Origin of the sequence: Streptomyces sp. NBC_00690 (assembly GCF_036226685.1) — a bacterium.
GTDB lineage: Bacteria > Actinomycetota > Actinomycetes > Streptomycetales > Streptomycetaceae > Streptomyces.
This window is the reverse complement of sequence record NZ_CP109009.1, coordinates 40569-60990: the sequence shown is the minus strand read 5'-3', so window position 1 is coordinate 60990 and position 20422 is coordinate 40569. Positions and strand designations below refer to the sequence as shown.

At 68.0% G+C, this 20422-nt stretch carries 21 protein-coding genes and 2 pseudogenes; 13 read left to right on the top strand and 10 right to left on the bottom strand.

Translation table 11 applies throughout. The features are described from left to right. Positions 1-147: 147 nt before the first annotated feature. Both ltrA and OID54_RS00245 read left to right on the top strand, forming a co-directional pair. A complete protein-coding gene (ltrA, locus tag OID54_RS00250; protein ID WP_329012064.1) occupies positions 148-1584 on the top strand; it encodes a group II intron reverse transcriptase/maturase in 1437 nt (478 codons plus the stop codon). Positions 1585-1737: 153 nt separating this feature from the next. Then, the gene (locus OID54_RS00245; RefSeq protein WP_329012061.1) at positions 1738-2655 is read left to right on the top strand and encodes an IS3 family transposase; all 918 of its coding nucleotides are present in this window, start codon (positions 1738-1740) and stop codon (positions 2653-2655) included. A 777-nt stretch (positions 2656-3432) separates the two neighbouring features. Here OID54_RS00245 and OID54_RS00240 read toward each other — a convergent pair. Continuing rightward, a pseudogene (locus OID54_RS00240) lies at positions 3433-4192 on the bottom strand (IS5 family transposase). 110 nt (positions 4193-4302) lie between these two features. On the opposite strand from OID54_RS00240, the gene OID54_RS00235 reads away from it, so the two are divergent. Both OID54_RS00235 and OID54_RS00230 read left to right on the top strand, forming a co-directional pair. Then, entirely contained in the window at positions 4303-4662 is a 360-nt protein-coding gene (locus tag OID54_RS00235; RefSeq protein ID WP_329012059.1) for a hypothetical protein, read from the top strand. 432 nt (positions 4663-5094) lie between these two features. Then, positions 5095-5280 (top strand): hypothetical protein, encoded by a 186-nt coding sequence (locus tag OID54_RS00230; RefSeq protein WP_329012056.1) that lies wholly within the window; start codon positions 5095-5097, stop codon positions 5278-5280. A 32-nt stretch (positions 5281-5312) separates the two neighbouring features. Here OID54_RS00230 and OID54_RS00225 read toward each other — a convergent pair whose 3' ends face one another. Next, positions 5313-5675, bottom strand: coding sequence for a helix-turn-helix transcriptional regulator (locus OID54_RS00225; protein ID WP_329012053.1), 363 nt, complete (start codon positions 5673-5675; stop codon positions 5313-5315). Positions 5676-5768: 93 nt separating this feature from the next. Here OID54_RS00225 and OID54_RS00220 point away from each other — a divergent pair, with 93 nt between their 5' ends. Continuing rightward, positions 5769-6173: an STAS domain-containing protein gene (locus tag OID54_RS00220; RefSeq protein WP_329012051.1), complete on the top strand. Its 405-nt coding sequence runs from the start codon at positions 5769-5771 to the stop codon at positions 6171-6173. Between the two features lie 281 nt (positions 6174-6454). Here the strand turns inward: OID54_RS00220 and OID54_RS00215 are convergent, their stop codons facing one another. Both OID54_RS00215 and OID54_RS00210 read right to left on the bottom strand, forming a co-directional pair. Next, positions 6455-7216, bottom strand: coding sequence for an N-acetyltransferase (locus OID54_RS00215; RefSeq protein WP_329012048.1), 762 nt, complete (start codon positions 7214-7216; stop codon positions 6455-6457). A 253-nt stretch (positions 7217-7469) separates the two neighbouring features. Then, a complete protein-coding gene (locus OID54_RS00210; protein WP_329012044.1) occupies positions 7470-7865 on the bottom strand; it encodes a hypothetical protein in 396 nt (131 codons plus the stop codon). A gap of 46 nt (positions 7866-7911) precedes the next feature. Between OID54_RS00210 and OID54_RS00205 the strand changes: the two genes are divergently transcribed. Further along, positions 7912-9039 (top strand): SAVED domain-containing protein, encoded by a 1128-nt coding sequence (locus tag OID54_RS00205; RefSeq protein ID WP_329012041.1) that lies wholly within the window; start codon positions 7912-7914, stop codon positions 9037-9039. 182 nt (positions 9040-9221) lie between these two features. Here the strand turns inward: OID54_RS00205 and OID54_RS00200 are convergent, their stop codons facing one another. Further along, positions 9222-9377, bottom strand: coding sequence for a helicase (locus OID54_RS00200; RefSeq protein WP_329012038.1), 156 nt, complete (start codon positions 9375-9377; stop codon positions 9222-9224). A 281-nt stretch (positions 9378-9658) separates the two neighbouring features. Here OID54_RS00200 and OID54_RS00195 point away from each other — a divergent pair, with 281 nt between their 5' ends. The 4 genes from OID54_RS00195 (at position 9659) to OID54_RS00180 (ending at position 11918) form a co-directional block, all read left to right on the top strand. Then, entirely contained in the window at positions 9659-11041 is a 1383-nt protein-coding gene (locus OID54_RS00195; RefSeq protein ID WP_329012036.1) for a hypothetical protein, read from the top strand. A gap of 72 nt (positions 11042-11113) precedes the next feature. Further along, positions 11114-11416 carry a hypothetical protein gene (locus OID54_RS00190; RefSeq protein ID WP_329012032.1) on the top strand — a complete coding sequence of 101 codons (303 nt, stop codon included), beginning with the start codon at positions 11114-11116 and terminating at the stop codon, positions 11414-11416. A gap of 104 nt (positions 11417-11520) precedes the next feature. Further along, positions 11521-11721, top strand: a complete 201-nt coding sequence (locus OID54_RS00185) for a hypothetical protein (RefSeq protein WP_329012029.1) — start codon at positions 11521-11523, stop codon at positions 11719-11721. Between the two features lie 14 nt (positions 11722-11735). Next, on the top strand, positions 11736-11918 hold the full coding sequence (locus OID54_RS00180) for a hypothetical protein (protein WP_329012026.1): 183 nt from the start codon (positions 11736-11738) through the stop codon (positions 11916-11918). A gap of 350 nt (positions 11919-12268) precedes the next feature. On the opposite strand, the gene OID54_RS00175 is transcribed toward OID54_RS00180, so the two are convergent. Together OID54_RS00175 and OID54_RS00170 are read right to left on the bottom strand one after the other, a co-directional pair. After that, positions 12269-12904, bottom strand: a complete 636-nt coding sequence (locus OID54_RS00175; protein WP_329012024.1) for a hypothetical protein — start codon at positions 12902-12904, stop codon at positions 12269-12271. A gap of 515 nt (positions 12905-13419) precedes the next feature. Further along, positions 13420-13605 carry a hypothetical protein gene (locus tag OID54_RS00170; protein WP_329012021.1) on the bottom strand — a complete coding sequence of 62 codons (186 nt, stop codon included), beginning with the start codon at positions 13603-13605 and terminating at the stop codon, positions 13420-13422. A gap of 150 nt (positions 13606-13755) precedes the next feature. Between OID54_RS00170 and OID54_RS00165 the strand changes: the two are divergent. Continuing rightward, positions 13756-13944: pseudogene (locus OID54_RS00165) on the top strand (CBS domain-containing protein); the annotation flags it as partial. Between the two features lie 110 nt (positions 13945-14054). On the opposite strand, the gene OID54_RS00160 reads toward OID54_RS00165, so the two are convergent. Next, the gene (locus OID54_RS00160; protein ID WP_329012018.1) at positions 14055-15470 is read right to left on the bottom strand and encodes a beta-propeller fold lactonase family protein; all 1416 of its coding nucleotides are present in this window, start codon (positions 15468-15470) and stop codon (positions 14055-14057) included. A gap of 980 nt (positions 15471-16450) precedes the next feature. Between OID54_RS00160 and OID54_RS00155 the strand changes: the two genes are divergently transcribed. Then, positions 16451-17872, top strand: a complete 1422-nt coding sequence (locus OID54_RS00155; protein WP_329012015.1) for a YVTN family beta-propeller repeat protein — start codon at positions 16451-16453, stop codon at positions 17870-17872. A gap of 367 nt (positions 17873-18239) precedes the next feature. Beyond that, positions 18240-18833, top strand: a complete 594-nt coding sequence (locus tag OID54_RS00150; RefSeq protein ID WP_329012012.1) for a hypothetical protein — start codon at positions 18240-18242, stop codon at positions 18831-18833. A 337-nt stretch (positions 18834-19170) separates the two neighbouring features. Here the strand turns inward: OID54_RS00150 and OID54_RS00145 are convergent, their stop codons facing one another. Together OID54_RS00145 and OID54_RS00140 are read right to left on the bottom strand one after the other, a co-directional pair. Beyond that, positions 19171-19410 (bottom strand): hypothetical protein, encoded by a 240-nt coding sequence (locus OID54_RS00145; RefSeq protein ID WP_329012009.1) that lies wholly within the window; start codon positions 19408-19410, stop codon positions 19171-19173. A gap of 391 nt (positions 19411-19801) precedes the next feature. Next, positions 19802-20389: a hypothetical protein gene (locus OID54_RS00140; RefSeq protein ID WP_329012005.1), complete on the bottom strand. Its 588-nt coding sequence runs from the start codon at positions 20387-20389 to the stop codon at positions 19802-19804. Between the last annotated feature and the right edge of the window lie 33 nt (positions 20390-20422).

Sequence of the window (20422 nt, the reverse complement as noted above, 5' to 3'; positions counted from 1 at the left end):
CGATTGAGGGCCGTGGGATGGGGCGGAGGCTCCGTAGTAGTCGCGGGCGTGACGACCCGCCGTGGAGGCCGTGAGAGACGGCCGCAGGGCGAAGGGAGCCAGCAAGCCAGCAGTCGAGGCTGCTGGAATATCAGGAGGTTTTCGCTGGTGAATACCGACGAACTGGAGCACGCCATATATGTGGCGGAGCGACGGGTACTGAATATCCAGACCAAGTTGCACCGTTGGGCTCGTGATGATTCTCATCGCAGGTTCGACGACCTCTACAACCTCGTTGCCGATCCGGGCTTCCTTCTGGTGGCCTGGGATCGGGTGAGGGGTAACAAGGGTGCCCGCACGGCTGGAGTGGACGGGCGCACAGCCCGTTCCGTCGAGGCCGGGCAGGGCGTCGAGGATTTCCTCGACGGACTGCGGTCGCAGCTGAAGGACCGTAGTTTCCGCCCGCTACCGGTGCGGGAACGGATGATTCCAAAGGCCGGCGGGAAGCTCCGCCGCCTGGGGATCGCAACCATCACCGACCGGGTGGTCCAGGCATCTTTGAAACTGGTGCTGGAGCCGATTTTCGAGGCGGACTTCCTCCCGTGTTCCTACGGGTTCCGCCCGAATCGTCGGGCTCATGACGCGGTAGCCGAGGTGCGCTATCTATCTTCGCGGCCACGCAATTATGAGTGGATCGTCGAGGGAGACATCACGGCCTGCTTTGACGAAATCTCGCATCCGGCCCTGATGGATCGGGTGCGGCATCGAGTTGGGGACAAACGCGTTCTGGACCTGGTGAAGGCATTCCTAAAGTCAGGCATCCTCGGAGAGGACCGCCTGCTGCGGGAAACCACCGCCGGGACCCCACAAGGGTCGATTCTTTCGCCTCTGCTCAGTAACGTGGCACTGTCGGTCCTGGACGAATACATAGCCCAGGCGCCGGGAGGCCCGAGCGCTGGGAAGGTGGACCGCGCCAGACGGCACCGCCATGGTCTTCCCAACTACCGCCTTATTAGGTACGCGGACGACTGGTGCCTGATGGTCTTCGGCTCGAAATCGGATGCCGAGGTCCTGCGCGAGGAAATCACTGAGGTCTTGTCCACGATGGGCCTGCGCCTGTCGCCGGGGAAGACCTTGATTACCCATATCGATGAGGGACTGGACTTTCTCGGGTGGCACATCCAGCGTCACCGCAAGAGGGGGACCAGTCAGTACTACGTCTATACCTATCCCGCGAAGAAGGCTGTCCAGGCCGTGAAGCGGAAGGTCAAGACGCTGTGCCGCGAGGTCGAAGTGAACCAACCGCTGGATGACCTGCTGCGTCGTTTGAATATGGCGTTGCGGGGCTGGTGTGCTTACTTCCGGCCAGGGGTGTCCTCCGCGACCTTCGCTTATCTGAGCCACTACACGTGGCAGACGGTATGGCGATGGATGCGGCGCAAACACCGCCGGTCCACTTGGAAGGAACTCCGCAACCGCTATTGCGGCGGTGGATGGTGGCCCTCCAGTGATAACAGGGAGCTGTTCGACCCAGAGAAGGTAGGCACGACCCGCTACCGATACCGAGGCTCGATAATTCCGGCTCCCTGGCCCATCGCGGGATGAGGATGTTCAACACGCAGCCCATTTCGGGGCTTGTGGAGAGCCCGGTGCATTGAGAGGTGCCCGCCGGGTTCGGGAAGCGGTCCGGGGAAACGGGCCGGTCGAAAGGCCGGAACCGCGCCCCGGGCCGACTTTCACCGACCCGACCCGGCCCAGGTGACGGCGCTCTTCACCGAGCACCCGCATCTGGAGGTCGAGCCCACGCTCCGGGAACTGCACATTGCCTCCTCCACCTACTACCGCTGGCGCCGCGCCGAGAAGCAACCGTGCGAACGGGTCCGCAAAGACGTCGAACTCACCGACAGGATCCGCGAGATCCACACCGATTCCGGCGGGATCTACGGCTCCCCGCGCGTGCACGCCGTCCTCAAACGCGAGGGCGTCCACGTGAGCCGCAAACGTGTCGAGCGATTGATGCGCGAGGCCGATCTCGCGGGCCTCAGCCCACGCCGCAGCAGCTTCACCCGCCGGGACCCCAAGGCCACCCTGGCCCCGGACCTGGTCGAGCGGGACTTCACCGCGCCTGAGCCGAACCGGCTGTGGGTCACCGACCTCACCATGATCACCACGATTGAGGGTCCGCTGTGGCTCTCGGCGATCCGGGATGCGTTCTCGCGCCGGGTGGTGGCCTGGGAGACCTCCGCCCGCGCGGACGCCGACCTGGTCCTGTCCTGCCTTGAGTACGCGCTGGCCAGCCGGGACGTAGAGCCCGGCCGACTGATCCACCACGCCGACCACGGCTGTCAATACACGTCCGTGAAGCTAACAACACGCCTGATGCGGGCAGGAATTGAGGCTTCCATGGGCTCGGTCGGGGATTCGTACGATAACGCTCTCGCCGAGAACTTGTGGATGCTGATCAAGACTGAATGCGTCCGCGGCCGCGTCTTCGCCACGAGGGCCGAGGCGAACCTGGCGCTCTTCGAGTACGTCGATGGGTTCTACAACAGCCGGCGGATCCAGAAGCGGCTCGGCTACCTCAGCCCCATCGAGTTCGAGGAGAAGCACTACGCCGACCGAGCGGCGGCCGATCAAGCGAACCTGAACATCCATCAACCCGTTCTGACCAGCTGATCAGCACCTCCCGCGCACCGGGGGAACCTCAAAGTTGAATCGGTCACCGGGCGGCGCAGGCCACGACTTGCGTAGCCAGTCGAGATCGACGACGGCATGAGGGATCCCTGCGTCAGCGAGAAGGTCGCCCAGGGCCTCGGCAACGGTTGTCTTACCCACGCCGACAGTGCCATTGAGGAGGAGGGCGCGAGCGTCCCGCCGGCTGTTTGCGTGCATCTCGGCATCGTACGTCGAACAGCTCGGGCGTCGGAGTCACGCCTGTCACTGGTGGGGATGCGCACGTCCGCCACCGGTTCGAGCCTCTGTCGTAGTCGTCACGGAAGCGCGATCACCCCATTTGCAAGGGAATTCCATCACCGCCCCGCCACATTACCGGTATCCGGCGAACCAACCGCTGACAGACGATCTACTGCGCAGACAGTCGCCCATGACCAGCGTGAGCACCCCGAGAACCGGTCACACCAGCCCTTTGAACTGCGGCTTCAAGTTGGCAGAGGCTCAATGGAGAGAAGACACTCTGACGTTCTGTACGCCTGAGGAATGGATCTGGAGCCGAGCCGTACGCCTCCGGTCTGACCCCGCCCCGGGGCCAGAACCCCCACACAGCCCGCTTCCCCCACTTATGAATACATCGACCAACGACCCCCCACCACTACGCCCAGTCCCACTGGCGCAGCCCGAGCCGTACCGGCTGCTGCTGCGCACCGCCCACCACCTGCCTCCGCTCCTGCTGCGCACCGGGGCCGCAGTCCACAGTTGCCCGCCTAACTGATCGTTTCAGAATGAGGTCCGGAGCCGTCTCAAACAGATGATGTTGTAGGCAAGTTGGAGCAGTCCGAGGTGGAGGTCGGCTCGTATCTCGTAGCGGATGCGGAGTCGCTTGAACTGGTGGAGCCACGCGAAGGTGCGCTCGACGACTCAGCGTGTCTTGCCCAGGCCGGAGCCGTGCGGGGTGCCGCGGCGGGCGATCTTGGGTGTGATCCCACGCGCCCGGATGAGACGGCGGTATTTGTCGAAGTCGTAGCCTCGGTCGGCGAACAGCTGCCGGGGCCGGTGGCGTGGCCGGCCGCGCAAACCACGAATGTGGGGGATGGCATCGACGAGGGGCATCAGCTGGGTGACATCATGCCGGTTGCCGCCGGTCAGTGACACCGCGAGCGGCGTGCCGTGCTGGTCGACGATGATGTGGTGCTTGCTTCCAGGGCGGCCCCGGTCGACCGGAGATGGTCCGGTGTGAGTTCCTCCTTTGAGGGCGCGGATGTGCGAGCCGCCGATGGCACAATCGTCCATTTCCAGCAGCCTGGCCGCCCGCAGCTCGGCAAGGATCGCCGAGTGCAGTCGGGGCCAGACGCCAGCCTCGGTCCAGTCCCGTAAACGGCGCCAGGCCGTGACCCCGGAGCAGCCCACCTCCTGACGTGGCACGTCGCGCCAGGTCACGCCTGTGCGAGGACGAAGGTGATGCCTGCCAACGCGATGCGGTCGCTTGTTCGGTGTCGTCCTGCATACCGATGCGGCCGCTGTGGAGGGGCGGCAGCATCGCAGCGATGCGCGTCCACAGGTCATCGGGCACAAGATCACTGTTCACGCCCGGCAGCGTGGCGGAAGATCCCGGTTGAGGTGGGCCGATTGACCCGGCAAGCTCGCCTGATGAGTCAGAGCAGACAGCCGGGAGCCTGGGACGGCCCCTTCTACCGAGTTCGTACAGAACATTTCGAGGCCGCGTTCATACCGAATGCCGGTGAGGACCTGGAGTCCGTGGACAACGTTGACGTCTTCGTCGACCTTCCGGACGGCTCTCGATGGAGCGCGACCATCATCACTCTCGCCCAGGTCGAGCTTGTAATGGAGAGGTGGGCGGCAAGCGGGGAAGCCTTGGGAGGTCGCTACTTCTGGGTCTCGGACGGTCTCATCGTCCGCGATGCCGGCATCAGCAACATGACCCGAGTACTCGTCGGCCTTGTTGAGAACGAGGAGTTCGCGCAGGTCCTTCAGCGACTCGACGTCTGACAGGCTCCAGCAGTCACGAGATCCTGATTCTGAAATGGTCAGTAAGTGTTCCCCTGGTGCTGTTGGCCCGTGCGGACTGGGTTTGGCTCGTCTTCCTTGCTCAGTACGGCGAGTGGCAGGATGAATGGGGGAGTAGCGAGGGCAATTCGGCGGTGATCGTCGCCCGCGCCGCTTCCTGTATCGAGACTCCTCGTCATGCACACCAGCAGCCACAGCGTCCTGTATGACCCACCGGCCTGATCGAAGCCGGTCTCCCGCTCGACCGCGAACTGTACGAGCGTCTCGTCAGCGCCGTCCTGGCCTGGACCGGCAGGGACGTGCTCGCGCTACGCGACTACGAACAGAATCGGCCTCCAACTGACCGGCCACGCGTTCGCGCTCGTCGCCGTCGTCCGTCGTCCGTCGTCCGTCGTCCGGCGCCAGGCCGCCGCCTTGCCCGAGGACGACGGCCGCGGCATCCTCGCCCAAGTCGTCCTCCGCGAAGCCAACAGCCGCCTGTCCGCCCCGCTCAAGGGCACCGCTCTCTGCGTTCAGAACCGGGCCCGCCTCGTACCGGCCCTCTACACCCGGCTGGACTGCCTCATCGGACCTGCCCCGGCCACCCCACCCCATAGCTGACGGAAGAAGCCAGAAGGAGCCCGGAGTTTGCTCTATTTCGCGGTGGTGGCGTCGGCCGGGGGTTGCGTGTGTGCGGCTGGTGGGCGGGTGCGTTCGGTTTCGTCCTGCACGAGGAGGGAGAGTAGTGAGGCCACGGGCAGGCCGGCTTCGGCGGGATGGCGCAGCACTTTGTCGGGGTCGATGCGGTAGGTGTTCTGGCGTCCTTCGCGGGTGTGTGAGAGGTACCCGTTCTGCTCCAGGTCGGAGATGATCCGTGATACGGCACGCTCGGTGAGTCGGCAGTGGGCGGCGATGTCACGGATGCGGATGTTGGGGTTGTCGGCGATGGCTGCCAGCACGCGTGCGTGGCTGGTGATGAACGTCCATCCGGTGTGGGAGTCAGGTACTGCGGCCATAGCCAGCACTTTAAGCGACGCAGGTTGCATGACATACTTTTCCGGTAATCGATGGCGTGCTCCCGCACGGGAGAGTCACAAAAGGAGCTTCAGGTGTCCTGGAACGAGGCCGCCTTGTCCACATGCACGAGCAGCACCAGCGGGACGCTAACCCTGGAGGAGACCACTGTGCACGCCCCGTACGGTCCGGTGGTGCGGCAGTACGAGTACCGCGGGGCCTGGGTGATCGCCGCCGCCGGCGACTACGACCTGGGCTCGATCACAGCGCTGCGCCAGGCGCTGCACACCGCGGCGAGGCGCTATCCGAAGGTCGTCCTCGACGCCTCCGCTGTCACTTTCGCCGACTCGACGTTCCTGAACCTGCTGATCCTCACCCATCAGATGGGAACGCTGCGCGTGGTCGCACCCTCCGCGCAGGTACGACGCCTCTGCGAGATCACTGGCGTCGACCGCTTCTTGGAGATGCGACAGACGATTGAGGAAGCGGCCGCCTCGTAACCCCCGCGCCTTTCTATCTGCACCTCGGTCTGCCCGGCCAGGAACCGGCCGGGCTGTGGCTGATGACGGCCACCACGGACCGGGAACGCGAACTGATCGGCCAACAGTGCGGCGGCCAGCCCCTGCTCGTCCTGTACACCGCTGACTTGGACACGTCAGCAGATGACTGCGCGAGAACGGGGTGCGCGTCTGGAGCGAGCAGGTGGACGACGACAGCCGGTCCCTGCACTTCGCCGATCTGTACGGGAACATCATCATCGCCGCAGGGCTGGTCTTGCTGGTCAGGGTTGCGGATCGGCGCGGAGGGTGTGCCTGACCCAGATGTTGGGTTCGACGTAGACGGCGTATCCGCGTTCGGGTTCGCAGTGCACGGGCACGAGGGCTCCGGGGACCTCCACCGGGCCCGGTGTGTCGAAGGCAAGCCCCGTCCAGGCGCGCCACTGGGCCAGAGTTCCGGGAATGGTCATGGAGGCGGGAGCGACCGTTTCCACGGTGGCGCCGAGGCGGGCGTGGACCCTCAGCCAGGGATCGTAGGGCAGGCCGTCCGGGCGGGTGCGGAAGGCGTACTCGTGGATCGAGCAGCTGGTCTCGAGGTGTTTCGCTGTGGGTCTGACCGGTGCGACGAGGGTGGTGATGCCGAGCCGTCGGACGTTCTCCCGGAGCGCGGTGACCATGCGGACGGAGATCCCCTCGTTCTGGCGGCCCGCCGCCACGGTGATGTCCAGCGCGCTGACCGTGTCCGGTTGTTCGCCACTGTGCAGGTCGGCGAAGGCCCACAACAGGACCTGGTCCCAGCCCGTGCCCGGCAACTCGCCGCGGCCCGCCGCATCCAGACGGAACGGGGCACTGAACGCGTGCGCGACGACTTCGCCGTCACCGTCTGTGGCGATCAGCACATGCTCGGGGAACTCCCTGGGGACATGGGCGTAGCAGGCCCAGCCGACCGGGTCCTCGGCCATGAACGCGGGCCAGGTGTCCGGCATCTGCAGCATTGGCTCGTGGAGTTCGGGCCGTTCGGCGAGGGTGGTGATCGTCAGAGCCATGGGCCGAACGTTAGTGGCGGACCTGACCGGTCAGCATCACGATTTTTGTCGGACGCAGCGGCTCATCGGGGCCGGGTGCCGCTGTACTGGCGCCCGTCTGTAGCGGCTTCGATATCAGCTCCGCTGCCCACCTCCGACTGGTGAGCTCGATCGTGACGGTTGACGATCAGGAGCCGGACCCCTGCGTCGCCCGGGGCGATTCGTCCGTCTGTGGGGTCCGTCCGCCGCCGTCCGGTGCGGGCGGGGTGTGTGGTTAGGGCATCTGTGGTGGGTTCGGGTGCTGGCGGAGCCAGTGTTGGAGTTCCCGGTGCCGGTACTGATAAGCGGCCCCGCTGTATCGCAGCAGCCCCGCGTCGGTCGCCCAGTCGAGGAACCGCCCGAGACGGAACGGCAGCTGCCCGCGCAAGCAGAGCAGGAACACCAGATACCTGCGGGAAGCCGCGCCGACCACGAGTCCGATCATGAGGCCGACCGTGAGCCCGAACACGATCCCGGCCAAGACCACGACCATCAGCCCGGCCGTGATACCGGCCATGAGCCCGAGACGGGCGTCGGTTCTGATGGCGGCCCGGGTCCTGCGGCCCGTACCCGGCTCCTGCGTGATCCCGGCCATGAGCCCGACCGCGATCACGACCGCGATCCCGGTCATGAGCCCTGCCGTGAGCCCGGCCGCGACCCCGAACACGAGCCCACCCGTGGCCGCACGCCAGCTGTCGTTCCAGGCGGCGCGGCGCGGGTATGTCCAGCGCTGGGGCCTGACTGCTGGGACGGTCAGTGCCGCGGCCGGCAGGGCGGACAGCACCACGACCAGCCACCCCGGAAAAGCACGGGCGGCGAGTCCGAGCACGAGGACACCCAGGGCGGCCGAGCTCCACGACCTCCTCGCCCGTCTGCGCTTCGACTTGTCCCGGGAACTGGCCCACGTACACGAGCAGCTGCAGCTCCTGATGGCCGTCTGCGGTCTGCGCAACGACAGCCGCGCGGTCGACGAAGGCGCCAACTGGGTCGCCCAGCAGGTCCGCGACGGCCACCGCACCCTGACCCTCGACATGGTCAAGGCAGCCGTCGACAGTCTCGACCTCAAGACGGGACCCGCCCACGCGATCCTGTCGATCGCCACACTCAAGCCCGACCCGCTCGCCGCCGAAGCCGACCACACCATCAGCTGGATCGACCGGTTCGAAACCGACTCCGAATACACCAAACGCCGCCCGCTCGCCCCCGCCACCTGGGCACAGCTCCAGGCCGACATCGAGGCGGCCCCCGCCCGGCTGCCCGGCCGCACCGGCATCTCTGTGTCGGGAAGTCTCCGCCTCGCCCCCGCCTTCCTGACCGGCACGGCCTTCCGCATGGTCACCGGAGCCGACCTCGCCGTCCTCCAACGCGGAGACCTGTGGTCCACCCGCGACACCTACGACGCCGAATGCGCTCCCGTCGTCGAGGAGTACGACATCGGCCAGGGCGACGACCTCGCCGTCGGCATCAACATCACGGTCAGGGCCGAGGATTTCACTCAGGACGTCCTCGAATACGTCGAAGGACAGAACATCCCCGCGTCCAGACTCCTCATCCTCACACCACCCGCCGGCCCCAAGGACCGCTCTGTCCTCGACAGCCCCGCCGCCAACGCCCTCGCCGTCGGCATTCGCAACGCCCTGCGTCGCCCCGCCCGCACCACCCCTCGGATCCACCTCTTCCTTGCCTGCCCCATGGGGCTCGCCCTCCTCCTCGGCCACCGCTGGAACCGGTTGCGCCCCACCGTGGTGTACGAAGACGTCAGCACGGCACAGGTGTACGAACCGGCCTTCTTCATCCAGGCATGAACACCACCGTCAACCGGAGATCCGGCCCCGGGCCACGCGAGACCGGCACAGGGGGTCGCCTCTCGCCAGACCTCCCTGCGAGGCACCAACCCACGAGACGCCGCAACCCCTAGCAGGCCGCCTTGCCGTGACCCGACAGCAGCGACCTGGCCAGACGAGGCAGACCAACCCGTACGCCAACGTCATTCCGTAGCCCATTCCAGTCCGAGGGCGGCGAGCGTCTGTAACTTGTCGGCGGTCAGCTTGGCCTGGCGGCTCCGGCTGTTGCTGAGGAGTACCCCGAGCTTGGCCTCCGACCTGTCCGGCAACACCTCTACGTGGGCCCTGGGAACCGTCACGGAACCGGTCCGGGCTTTGTTACTGCGCCCAGGGCCGCCACGCTCTTCTCGAACGTGCTCACGGCTGTCTTGGGGTCCTGTGGGTGTTCCTGCTTTGGGGGGTAGCGGCATGACGCCTACCGGGCCCTGGGCTGGTACCAGTGCCGACACCGAACGCGCCCCGGCCCACTGTCTCCAGCCTGGCGAGTTGTGTCAGGCGCTTCGGACCGAGCTGGTCGCGTTGGAGGTCGGGCGTCTTGAATTTCTGACCGGGTGTCGGTGCCTTCTGCGAGGATCGGCGGATGGCCGCTAGCAGGGATCGCTCGACCCTTCGGCAATTGGTCGGCGAGGTCGCCGCTCGTCTGGGCGGGAACACGCACGCCACGCTCAGCGAAGCCTTTACGAAGGTGGGGATGCCGCAGTCGGACGAGGGGACGAAGCACGAGCGAGTCGAGCGGAGTTTCGCGCAGGTCTCCGACAGCGACCTCCCCGCCGTTGCGCAAAACCTTCTGGCAGGTGGCTACGCGAATACCGCGCAGAGGCACAGGATCGAAGACCTGCTGTGGGCGGAGTCCTCCCCTCCAGAGATACCCAGGAGGATCCGGCGCGAGCTTGCCCGCTCCCTCGATCTGGCCGATATTGTCCGCAGCGAGAGCCGGTTCATGGCGCTGCTGGAACGGTTCTGGGTCCTCGGCGACGAGATGAGCCCGCTTGTCGACGCGTTCTTCGGTTCCCCGGGCCCAAGCCTCAGGCGCGACATCGAGCAGCACGTCCTTCGCAACCCGGGGGACTGGTCGGCCGAGGATCTTATTGAGAACCTGGGTGCCTTCGAAGCTGGCGACGCCAGGTTCGCCCGGTTCCTCGAAGAGCTGGTCTCTGCCGACGTGCTCCTTGACGAAACGGTGCAACGGCCCCTCGTTGCCGCGATCAACGAGCACCTCCGCGGTGCCGCGATCGAGCTGAGGGAAACAGGGACAGACGGCGGCTACCCGCGCTTCAGCATGGTCTCCACCCGGCTCGCCGAGAACCGTAAGCCGAAGAACATCATCTTCGCCTCGCTCACCAAGCCCGACATCCGCTTCCAGTCCGCCATGGACAACGACATCGAGATCGTCGGTGACCCCGACAAATCTCTTGTCTACGACCGTCCCACGCCAGCAGCCGGCCTTCGCTGGCGAGACCTCCAGACCTGGTGGCAGGAAAAGCACAAGATCCCCACCGATGCCGACGCCAAGTCCTCCCTCTACCGCCGGCTCCGCCGCAGCCTGCCCGACAACTCTCCCGGGCAACAGAACCTCTTCGACTGCTACCACCAGATCCTCGGCGCCAAGGTCTACGACCACCCTGTACTGCTGCCCGAAGTGTGGCTCCACTGGGACCCCCAGACCGCCCGCGAACGCGGCCCCCAGGCATTGCTGCGCTCACGCATGGACTTCCTACTCCTGCTTCCTCACGGACAGCGCATCGTGCTCGAAGTCGACGGATCCCAGCACTACACGCGAGACCGCGGCCAGCGCCCCGACAGCGCGAAGTACGCGCAGACGATGGCCAGCGACCGAGACCTCAAGCTCAGAGGCTACGAGGTCTTCCGGTTCGGCCACGACGAACTGATGGACACCAGCGCAGCCCAGGCCCTCTTGGAGCAGTTCCTGCCAGCCCTGTTCCAGCGCTTCGACTGTGCTTAGATCCGCGCCCGCTCACACGAGGGAGAAATTAACCCAGCGGCGTCAACTCGACAGCGGGTAGCGTCCCAGGCCATGTACATCGCTGTGAGCGCCGACGAGGCGTGGGAGCGGCTGCCGGCCAGCCGCTGGAAGCCACCGGGCAGGGCCAGCAGCGGATCCCGCTGCAAGACCTACGCGGCGGCCCTGGAGCTCACGCTCGGCCGACGGCAGGAGCTCCCGATCCACACCGCGCACACCGCCGGGCTCACCCGGCTCTTCCGCGACGCCACCTACACCATCGACGTCCGCGACGATGCCGCGAGCGGCTTGTGCTTCCACTGCGACGGGAGTGGGCTCGCCCGCTCCCTGTGGAAGCCGGCCCCCGGGGAAGCCTGAACGGCTCGCAGGACAACGCAGCGCCCCGCGCCGCCTTCCGGCCGGTCGTGGGGCGCAGTGGGTGGAGACCGCCTGGAGGGTTAGGACTGGCCCTCGGTCAGCTGGTGGCGGTGTTCTCGAAGCCGGCCCGCAACACTGCCCTCCTGGACCTAGCCGCTGGGCTCCCCGCCGTTGTCCTCAGCCGGCTCCTCGGCATCCCCATCCGATCCGCCACCCGCTGGACTCAGTACTCCGGCGCATCCCGAAGCGCCTACGCGGCCGACCTCTCCCGCCGCCAGAAGGGAGAACTCCGCAAGTCCCAATAGCCGGACCTACCAATATGGAGCCGGACGAGCTCCGGCGCCTGGTCCTCGCCGCCGTCGACCCGTACGTCGACCGCGGCGTCCTCGCGCGGCAGATCGCCCCCGAGGAACAGCAGCGCCGCGTTCTGGAGGACTTCGCTGGTCGGTGGGGTGCAGAGCCGCTCACGCCCAGAACCTCCTGGACTTCTACGATCTCATGACCGCCCTGTTGGCAGGCGACGGTGTTGGCGGCACCCGAATCACCGACCGGCGCATCCCTCACGCCCCCGGCTGACGAGGGCGGCCGTACTCGGGGGAGCGTTCTTCGGCGTCTGCCCGGTACTGCTGTGCCGGCGCCCGCAGCACTGCGGGCGGTCTCGCCGGATGGCCGACCGCCCGCGATGCCTGACACGCGGCCCAAGGCGTGTTGCAGGAGCATCAGCACGATCACTCGACATGGCATCCATGGGATCGACTTGGGTGGGCCGACCAGATCAGAAGCGGCTAGTTCATCCGCTGAGCCGCTGGATCATGGCGCGAATAAAGTGTCTCGCAGGTTCTGCCACACCCTTCAGTGGAGGACGGTTAGGGAGACGGGACCGTGGGTCTGGGTGATGCCCTGGCTGGTGAAGCAGCCGAGGGGGTTGGCGGGGAGGAGAACGCTGACGAGTTCGACGGTGGATCCGGCGAATTTGCCGGAGGTGATGGGGCCGGTGGCAACGATCACGGGGATTCCGCCGGGGCGCAGGTCGACCACGGAGGAGAGGGTGGCGTTGCTGACGGCTCCGGTGTTCCAGAGGATGGTGCCGGTGGCGTCGAAGCCTCCCGAGAGACAGCCGAGGTCGCCCTGGCCGGTGCCGCTGTAGGCGGAGACCGCGGTGATGGCGGGGTCGGTGCTCGTACACGGGCCGGCGCTGCCGGTGAAGGAGAGACTGGTCTGCCGGGGGGCGAGGACGATGCCGGGTGTGTAGTTGACGGTGCCGGTGCCGACCGGGCAGGCCGCGTCGATGGTGAGGGCCGAGGAATTGGCACTCGTCCCGGCCGGTGCGGCGGGAGCCGCGGTCCCGGGGCCCGCAGAGGCCATGAGCAGGGCACTCGCGGCCAGAGAGGCGGCCGTCAGGGTCCGCAGGGTCGCGGAGGCGACGGACCGCCGCCGCGCGGCCGGCCGGCCGCGGCTCGCTGAGGACAGAGGTGAGGACAGATGCATGGCGATTCCTTCGACTTTTGTGTGCGATTCCGGTTCCGGGGACGCCGGGACAGGTGAGAACGCCGTCGGCCGAGGGGCCCGTCACCGGTGCCGCCCACTGCGTGCTTCGGGAAGAACACCCGGTCGCAAGGCTCCTGGAGCTGGTTTGCCCGCCCTGGTGGGCACGAAAGGCAAAGTAGTCCGAATGAGTGACTCGTAGGATCGGCGACACATTCGTGGAGCTCCGCCACCGTCCGCTCGCGCCCGGCAGGGGTGGCGAACTCGGGAAGCGGGGTGGCAACGGCGGGGCCACACACGTGGCTCCGCCACCGCCCGCGCGCGTACCGCTCCTGCGAGGGGATCCGGCCGCTCCGGTCCTCGATCCCGCGTGGGGCAGCGGCCCGCCCCCTCATGACAGTCGCGGCTCCAACTCCCCGGCCCCGGAGACCGTGTCCGGGCAGTGCTGGGCGAACTCCTGTCCGTGCACTCCGACCCCGGGTGCGCGGGCGTGGTCGGGCGAGTCCCCGGCGCTTCGGCTACAGGCCGATGAAGGTCCAGGTGGCGGTCCCGATGGTCTGGGTGAGCCCGGGTGAGGCGAAGCAGGCGGTCACATCGGTGTTGGGTTCGATGACGATGTTGTTGAGGCTGGCGCCCGCGTAGCGGCCGGCGACGATCTCGCCGTCGTAGGTTCCGACGAGCTGTCCGGCGGCGTTGGTGGCCACGGTGGAGGACCAGTTCCAGGTGGAGGTGGTGCCGTCGTTCCAGGTGAGGGTCTCGGTGCCGCTGCCGGACTGGATCGGGGAGATGCACGAGGCGGTGTAGCTGCCGGTGAAGGAGTTTTCAGGCCACTGATCCTGTTCGGGCCCGTACGTGAGGCGGTGCCCATCGGTGCTGACGACGACGCGGACGAGATCCTGCGGACCATGATCTCCCGCAAGGTCCGCCGCCTGCTCGTCATCGACGGGCACACCCTCATCGGCGTGGTCGCCCAGGCCGACGTCGCCCGTGTCCTGCCCGACCCGCAGGTCGGCCGGCTCCTCGACGCGCTGTCCACCGACTGAGCACACTGCGGCTCGGCAGGTGAACTCGTATGGCCCGCCCTTCGGCGGGGCTGTGGTCCTGTTTCGCGGCGTTGGTGGTGGTGGGGCGGGTTGTTGTGGGGTGTGGGTGGTCAGGTGCAGTTGATGATGAGGGTGGTGGTGGCGGTGCAGGTGCGGGTGGCGGTGTTGTTGGCGGGGTTGGGGTCGTTGGGGGTGCTGGTTGTGCGGGTGGCGGTGACGGTGTAGGGGGTGCCCAGGCTGAGGAGCGCGACGGGGACGGTGAGGCGCCTGGTGGTGGACGTTCCGGGGGCGAGGGGTGTGGTGAGGGTGCAGGTGGCGGTGTTGGTGGCGATGGCGCAGTCGGGGCTGGTCGCGGTGGTGGATGGGGGCAGGGCCGCGGTGACGGTGGCTGCGGTGAGAGTGGCGGGGCCGTTGTTGGCGAGGGTGAGGGTGTAGTTGATCCGGCCGTTCAGCAGGCCCGGGACGGGGACGGCCGTGAGGGTCACGGCGAGGTCGGCGTCGGGGCCGGGAACAGTCCCGACCGCCACCCCTTCCGGCACGCTGCCGACGGGGATGCCGGTGACGGCGTTGGTGGTGGTGTTGATCACCGACACCGTGTCGTCGCCGCTGTTGGCGGTGTAGGCGCGGGTGCCGTCGGGGGAGAGTGCCACCGACAGCGGGCCGTCACCGGTGGGGATGCCGGTGACGGCGTTGGTGGTGGTGTTGATCACCGATACCGAGTCGTCGTTGGGGTTGGCGGTGTAGAGGCGGGTGCCGTCGGGGGAGACCGCCACCGAGAACGGGAAGGCATCGACGGGGATGCCGGTGACGGCGTTGGTGGTGGTGTTGATCACCGACACTGAGCCGCTGAAGGGGTTGGCGGTGTAGGCGCGGGTGCCGTCCAGGGAGACCGCCACCGAGACCGGATCGTCACCGACGGGGATCGTGGCGGTAACCGTGTTGGTGGTGGTGTTGATCACCGATACCGAGTCGTCGCCACTGTTGGCGGTGTAGAGGCGGGTGCCGTCGGGGGAGACCGCCACCGAGAACGGGAAGGCCCCGACGGGGATGCCGGTGACGGCGTTGGTGGTGGTGTTGATCACCGATACCGAGTCGTCGCCACTGTTGGCGGTGTAGGCGCGGGTGCCGTCCAGGGAGACCGCCACCGACTGCGGGCCGTCACCGACGGGGATCGTGGCGGTAACCGTGTTGGTGGCGGTGTCGACCACCGACAACGTGTCGTCGTCGCTGTTGGCGGTGTAGGCGCGGGTGCCGTCCAGGGAGACCGCCACCGAGACCGGATCGTCACCGACGAGGATCGTGGCGGTAACCGCCTGCGTGGTGGTGTCGATCACCGACACCGTGTCGTCGCCGCTGTTGGCGACGTAGGCGAGGACTCGGTCGCCCGGGGCCGCGTGGGCGGGGTCGGCGGACAGGAGCGGGAGGATACAGGCCGCGACGGCCGTCGTGACGGCCGCGGCCAGGACACGCACCGGACTGCGTGCACCCCGGCCGCAGGAACGGGAGAACCAGGACAGGGAAGGCATGGAGGATGTTCCTCTCGGGCATGCGCCGTCGAGGGTCTCCCGCGACCGGCGGAGGGGACGACGCGAGCGTGTGGATCGGTCGGTCCGGACGCCGGAGCTTCACCTAGTGTGAGTCCATTGTCACATCCAGTGATCACCTGGAAGCGTCGCGCCCCCTTTGACGGATGGCAACGCCCCGGAACGCCGTCCCCCCCAACGAGCGCCCCCGCCGGGAAACATGGAACACCCGTACTGCCTCCGCCTCCGGGGCTGGGCCCGCGCGGACCTCGCCGAGATGGTGCCGCAGAAGATCAAAGGGCCTTCGCGCTGGCGCCGCCGGCCGGGGCGCGGTCGACGAAGCCCGGCAGTGGCTGTGCATCGCCCGCCGGGCGAGCGCCGCAGCGGTGGAGCGGGCCTCCGCCGAGTGCGCGGACCAAGCCCCGCCGGGCCGGGACATCCCCGCGCCGGCGCACGGCGCGCGCGGTCACTCGACGCAGCGTCCCGCCTCCGGTCGTACGAGGCGAAGTGCAGCGCGCCCGGCAGCGCGGCATCGCCCCGCCCCGCGCACCCGGCGGCGGCTTTCGTGCGCGGCTGTGCGCACGAAAGCCCCGGAGGAGGGGTGGCGGACGGGCATGCCCGTCCGTCCGCTTGCCGTCCGGGCGGGGGTGCTTCTCGTCTTCCGGTTCCGCGGTCCCGCGGTGCCGCCCGGCGGCGTGCCGCGTCCCGGCCGGGCATGTTGGCCGCCCGCCCGGGCAGGGTGCCGACTGCGGAGGGGGCTGCCGTGTTTCCCGGTGGCGTGCTCGTTCGGGGGAAAGCCGTGTCGGGGGGGTTGCTTCACCCGTGAGGGGCACACCATCCTTCGATCACAGGATGTGACCATGGGCTCACTTTGTGTGGAGTTCCGGTGTTCGGACCGACCGCTTCCCATGTCAGCGTCGTCCTCTTGCGCCGGCCCCGGGAGACCCCCTGGGCGACGCGTACCCGAAAGGAACCTCCCTTTCATGCCCAGGACCTCCGCCTCCACCCCCCGCGCTCGATGTTCCCGCAGGCCGGTGCGCATGCTGGCCGCGGCCGCCACGGCACTCACGATCGCCGCCTGCGTCCTACCGCCGGCCACCCCCGCCCTGGCCCGCGCCGCCGGGCCCGGCTACGTCTACGCCGCGAACAGCAACGGCAATTCCGTGTCGGTGATCGACACTGCCACGAATGCGGTCACCGACACCATCGCCGTGGGGGACGGGCCGGTGTCGGTGGCACTGTCCCCGGACGGCGCCCTCGTCTACGCCGCGAACAGCAATGACGATTCGGTCTCCGTGATCGACACCGCCACGAATGCGGTCACCGACACCATCGCCGTGGGGGACCGGCCGGTGTCGGTGGCCTTCTCCCCGGACGGGGCCCGCGCCTACACCGCCAATGAAGTCGATGGCTCGGTGTCGGTGATCGGTACCGCTGCCGGGACGGTCACCGCCAGTATCCCGGTCGGCGAAGCCCCTCTCTCGGTGGCGTTCTCACCCGACGGGGCCCGCGCCTACACCGCGAACAGCTTCGGCAATTCGGTCTCCGTGATCGACACCGCCAGCAGCACCGTCACCGCCACCGTTCCCGTCGGCTCTCGCCCGTCCGCGGTGGCCTTCTCCCCGGACGGGGCCCGCGCCTACACCGCAGACGGCCTCAGTGACTCGGTGTCGGTGATCGACACCGCCACGAATGCGGTCACCGACACCATCGCCGTGGGGGACCGGCCGGTGTCGGTGGCCTTCTCCCCGGACGGGGCCCGCGCGTACACCGCTGCCAGCGGCGATGACGCGATCTCCGTGATCGACACCGGCACGAATGCGGTCACCGGCAGTATCCCGGTCGGTGAATTCCCCCTCTCGGTGGCCCTCTCCCCGGACGGGGCGCTGGCCTACACCGCCGACAACTTCGCCGACACGGTCTCCGTGATCGACACCGCCGCCGCAACGGTCACCGCGACCGTCCCGGTCGGGGACGGTCCGTCGTCGGTGACGGTCGCCGCGGCTGCCATCCCCCCTGGTGCGGATCTGGCGCTGTCCCTGACGGCCACTCCCGTGCCGGGCCTGTTCAACGGACGCATCAACTACGTCCTCACCCTCACCAACCAGGGCCCCGTCACCCTCACTTCCGCGACGGTGACGGCGACCCTGCCCGCACCGATGTCGGCGACCAGCCCCGACTGCACCGTCACCACCGGCACCGCCACCTGCACCGCCACCAGTCTCGCCCCCGGCACCAGTACCACCCGGCACTTCTCCGCCCCCGTCGCCCTCCTCTCCCTCTTCACCCCCTACACCGTCACCGCCACCCGCACCACCAGCGCCCCCGCCGATCCCAACCCCGCCAATGACACCGCTACCCGCACCTGCACCGCCCTCACCACCCTCCTCGTCACCTGCACCTGACCCACCACCACCCCGACGTCCGGCATCCTTGCGGTATTCGCCAGACACCACAAGCGCCCCCCGGGAAGCCCCCGGAGGGCCACGCTCACCGGGCCGTCGCCCCACCCCGGCCGGTGGGGGCAGCTCGACGTCCGGGAGTACCCGGGGTTGCGGTGCCGCCCGTTGATCGCGTCGGCGATCTCAGCACGCCGGGCGTGCATGATCACATTGGCCGGCGTCCGCCATGATCTTGCCCACGGACTACGCCGAATGAATGGCGTTTCGCAGCAGAGGAGTGGTCTTCCCGGCCGGGGTTCAGGCGCGACGGATGATCGGGGAGGCTGGACTCCAGCCGGCGCACGCCGACCTGAACACTCGAGGAGTGCTTGTGCAGGCGAGGAAGAAGTGGATTGCCAGCGCACTAGCCGCTTCGGCGGTTGTCGCCACGGTGCAGAGCACTGGGGCCGCCTCTGTCGTGGCCCAGGCCAGGGCCGCGGCGCCGTCCGTACCGATCGTGGTGAAGTCGGGGTGGTCGGGAAGGGGTGACTACATCTCGGCGACGTGCCCGCAGGGCACGACGCTTGTCGGCGGTGGTCACGACTCCCAACCTGTTGTCAGCTCACTGGGCCATGTGCTGGACGAGCAGACCGCCGACGCCCCTTCCCCGGACGAGCCGAACTCGTGGTTCATCAGAAGGCTGGCCGGTAGGTCGCAGGCATACGCCATGTGCTCCCCCGCCTCCTCCACGCCGCCGATCGTCGTGGCATCGGATTGGTCCGACCCGGGTGAATACATCTCCGCGACCTGCCCGGAGGGCACCCAGCTCGTCGGCGGCGGCTTCGACTCCCGCCCCTATCTCAACGGCTTCGGCAACTCGTTGGACGACTTGGACGCGAACGCGCCCTCCGGTGACGAGCCGAACAGCTGGTTCACCAAGCAGCACCGCGGTACCTCCCGTGCGTTCGCCATGTGCGCACAATGAGCCACCCCCAGGCCGATGCGCACACATCTGAGTGCGTTGTGGCACACCCGATTTCGTTCGAGGTGTGCGGCGCGGGTGATCATCCGGACAGAGGTACGGGTGCGGCCGTGGGCATGAACGAACGGCTCCCTTGGTAGTGACGGTTGCGACACCAGCACGGCCAAGGAAGCCCGTCTTACCTTCTTGGCGGGTTCGGACCCAGCTCCTCTACCTTCGGGGCGAGCTCGCCCCGAAGCTATTGGATCTGCTCGTCGTCCAGGTCGTTCAGCGGCGGTTCGCCGGCACCGCTACCGATCCGCACATGGTCATCGCGCCGTTTCCCGGAGACCACCCCAGATCAGGAGGCCGCCTCGCGCAGGTAGGCGCGAGCGAAGCGGGTCACCGGATCAATGAGCGGTGCCGCGACCTCGACGTCGCCGAGTTCTTCGGCCTGCAGCGGCACTATCGCCTCGTTTGCCTCTCCCGACAGCCCGGAGCGGCACACGCACACATGGGCACTGGGGGCGGCGTCCCACCTGGCCGCCCTGGACCCGCAGACCGCGGTGGCGCCGGCCGCCCGGGTTGGAGACCACAGCATCGTGCGAGGACCTTACGGTGCCGTCCGGGTCGACGTCCTGCGGCATGAACGGGCCAGTACCAGGCCGCGCGTCTCGTCCTGGTCCACCATCTACCGTTCGTCGGGGAAGCCCGTGGCCCCGGGCGCGTGCTGTCGCAGTGCCGCCGTTTTTGCAACAGGCTGGCCGTGCCCCCACGGCCCACCCGATCGCGTAGCCGTCGCACGGACACCTCCGCCGAACCCTTCCGTGCGCGTTCCCGCCACGCGGCCGTACGGCCGCGCCCACCGCAAAAAGCGTGCTCAGATCAGGTGGCTTTGTTCACGAGAACGGACAGCAGGTGTTCACCACTTCCGGCGGCACCTGAGCGAACCGTGGGAATCGAACAGCTCATACACAGGGACCCGATGCCTCTCAGGAGACAGGCGGTGCGGCCTTCGCATAGGCGGCATCGACGTCCGCCCCGGTCCCAGCGAACTGGTACTTCTCCCAGGCGCTTTGGCGGGCGACGCCGAGCGCGTCGGCGACCTTCTGCCAGGAGTCGCCCTGGCGCCGGGCCTGACCCACCGCGATCACTCGCTGCGGCTCGATCATCCCTTCCAGTTCACGCAGCGCGCCGAGGGCGGCGAGCGGGCGTTCCTGGGCGAGAGCGGAGAGCCGCAGGACCAGGTCGCCCATCTCCTCTTCGACGTCGCGTGGCGGCATAGCGACGGTGGCGGCGGCGATGTGCTGCTCCCAGTCGGCTTTCACCGCGGCCGCAGTGACCGACGGGTCCGCGTCGAGCGGGCGGGCCGGGCCGTGCCAGACGCACTGGCACTCGGCGCGCAGCGCTGTCGGGCCGCCGGCGCGCAGCGGGAAGGTGACCAAGCCGGTCTCGCTCCAGGAGTCCCACTCCTGCCAGGCGCGCCCGTTCCAGATCCTCCCGTCCGGTGCCCCGCTCGCGTCCAGGGCGCGGGCCAGGCCCTCGTGCTCACGACGTCCGTCGCGGTCGTCATCCCACATGGCGCTTCCTCCTGCATCTACGGCAACAGGCTG

Bases quoted from the DNA above. Each gene is read 5' to 3' on its own strand.
- OID54_RS00210 (WP_329012044.1), bottom strand. From the start codon at position 7,865: ATGACCGGGATCGCGGTCGTGATCGCGGTCGGGCTCATGGCCGGGATC.
- OID54_RS00215 (WP_329012048.1), bottom strand. From the start codon at position 7,216: ATGGCTCTGACGATCACCACCCTCGCCGAACGGCCCGAACTCCACGAG.
- OID54_RS00175 (WP_329012024.1), bottom strand. From the start codon at position 12,904: ATGCATCTGTCCTCACCTCTGTCCTCAGCGAGCCGCGGCCGGCCGGCC.
- OID54_RS00140 (WP_329012005.1), bottom strand. From the start codon at position 20,389: ATGTGGGATGACGACCGCGACGGACGTCGTGAGCACGAGGGCCTGGCC.
- OID54_RS00155 (WP_329012015.1), top strand. From the start codon at position 16,451: ATGCCCAGGACCTCCGCCTCCACCCCCCGCGCTCGATGTTCCCGCAGG.
- OID54_RS00235 (WP_329012059.1), top strand. From the start codon at position 4,303: ATGAGTCAGAGCAGACAGCCGGGAGCCTGGGACGGCCCCTTCTACCGA.
- OID54_RS00160 (WP_329012018.1), bottom strand. From the start codon at position 15,470: ATGCCTTCCCTGTCCTGGTTCTCCCGTTCCTGCGGCCGGGGTGCACGC.
- OID54_RS00195 (WP_329012036.1), top strand. From the start codon at position 9,659: ATGGCCGCTAGCAGGGATCGCTCGACCCTTCGGCAATTGGTCGGCGAG.
- OID54_RS00180 (WP_329012026.1), top strand. From the start codon at position 11,736: ATGGAGCCGGACGAGCTCCGGCGCCTGGTCCTCGCCGCCGTCGACCCG.
- OID54_RS00190 (WP_329012032.1), top strand. From the start codon at position 11,114: ATGTACATCGCTGTGAGCGCCGACGAGGCGTGGGAGCGGCTGCCGGCC.
- OID54_RS00225 (WP_329012053.1), bottom strand. From the start codon at position 5,675: ATGGCCGCAGTACCTGACTCCCACACCGGATGGACGTTCATCACCAGC.
- OID54_RS00145 (WP_329012009.1), bottom strand. From the start codon at position 19,410: ATGCTGTGGTCTCCAACCCGGGCGGCCGGCGCCACCGCGGTCTGCGGG.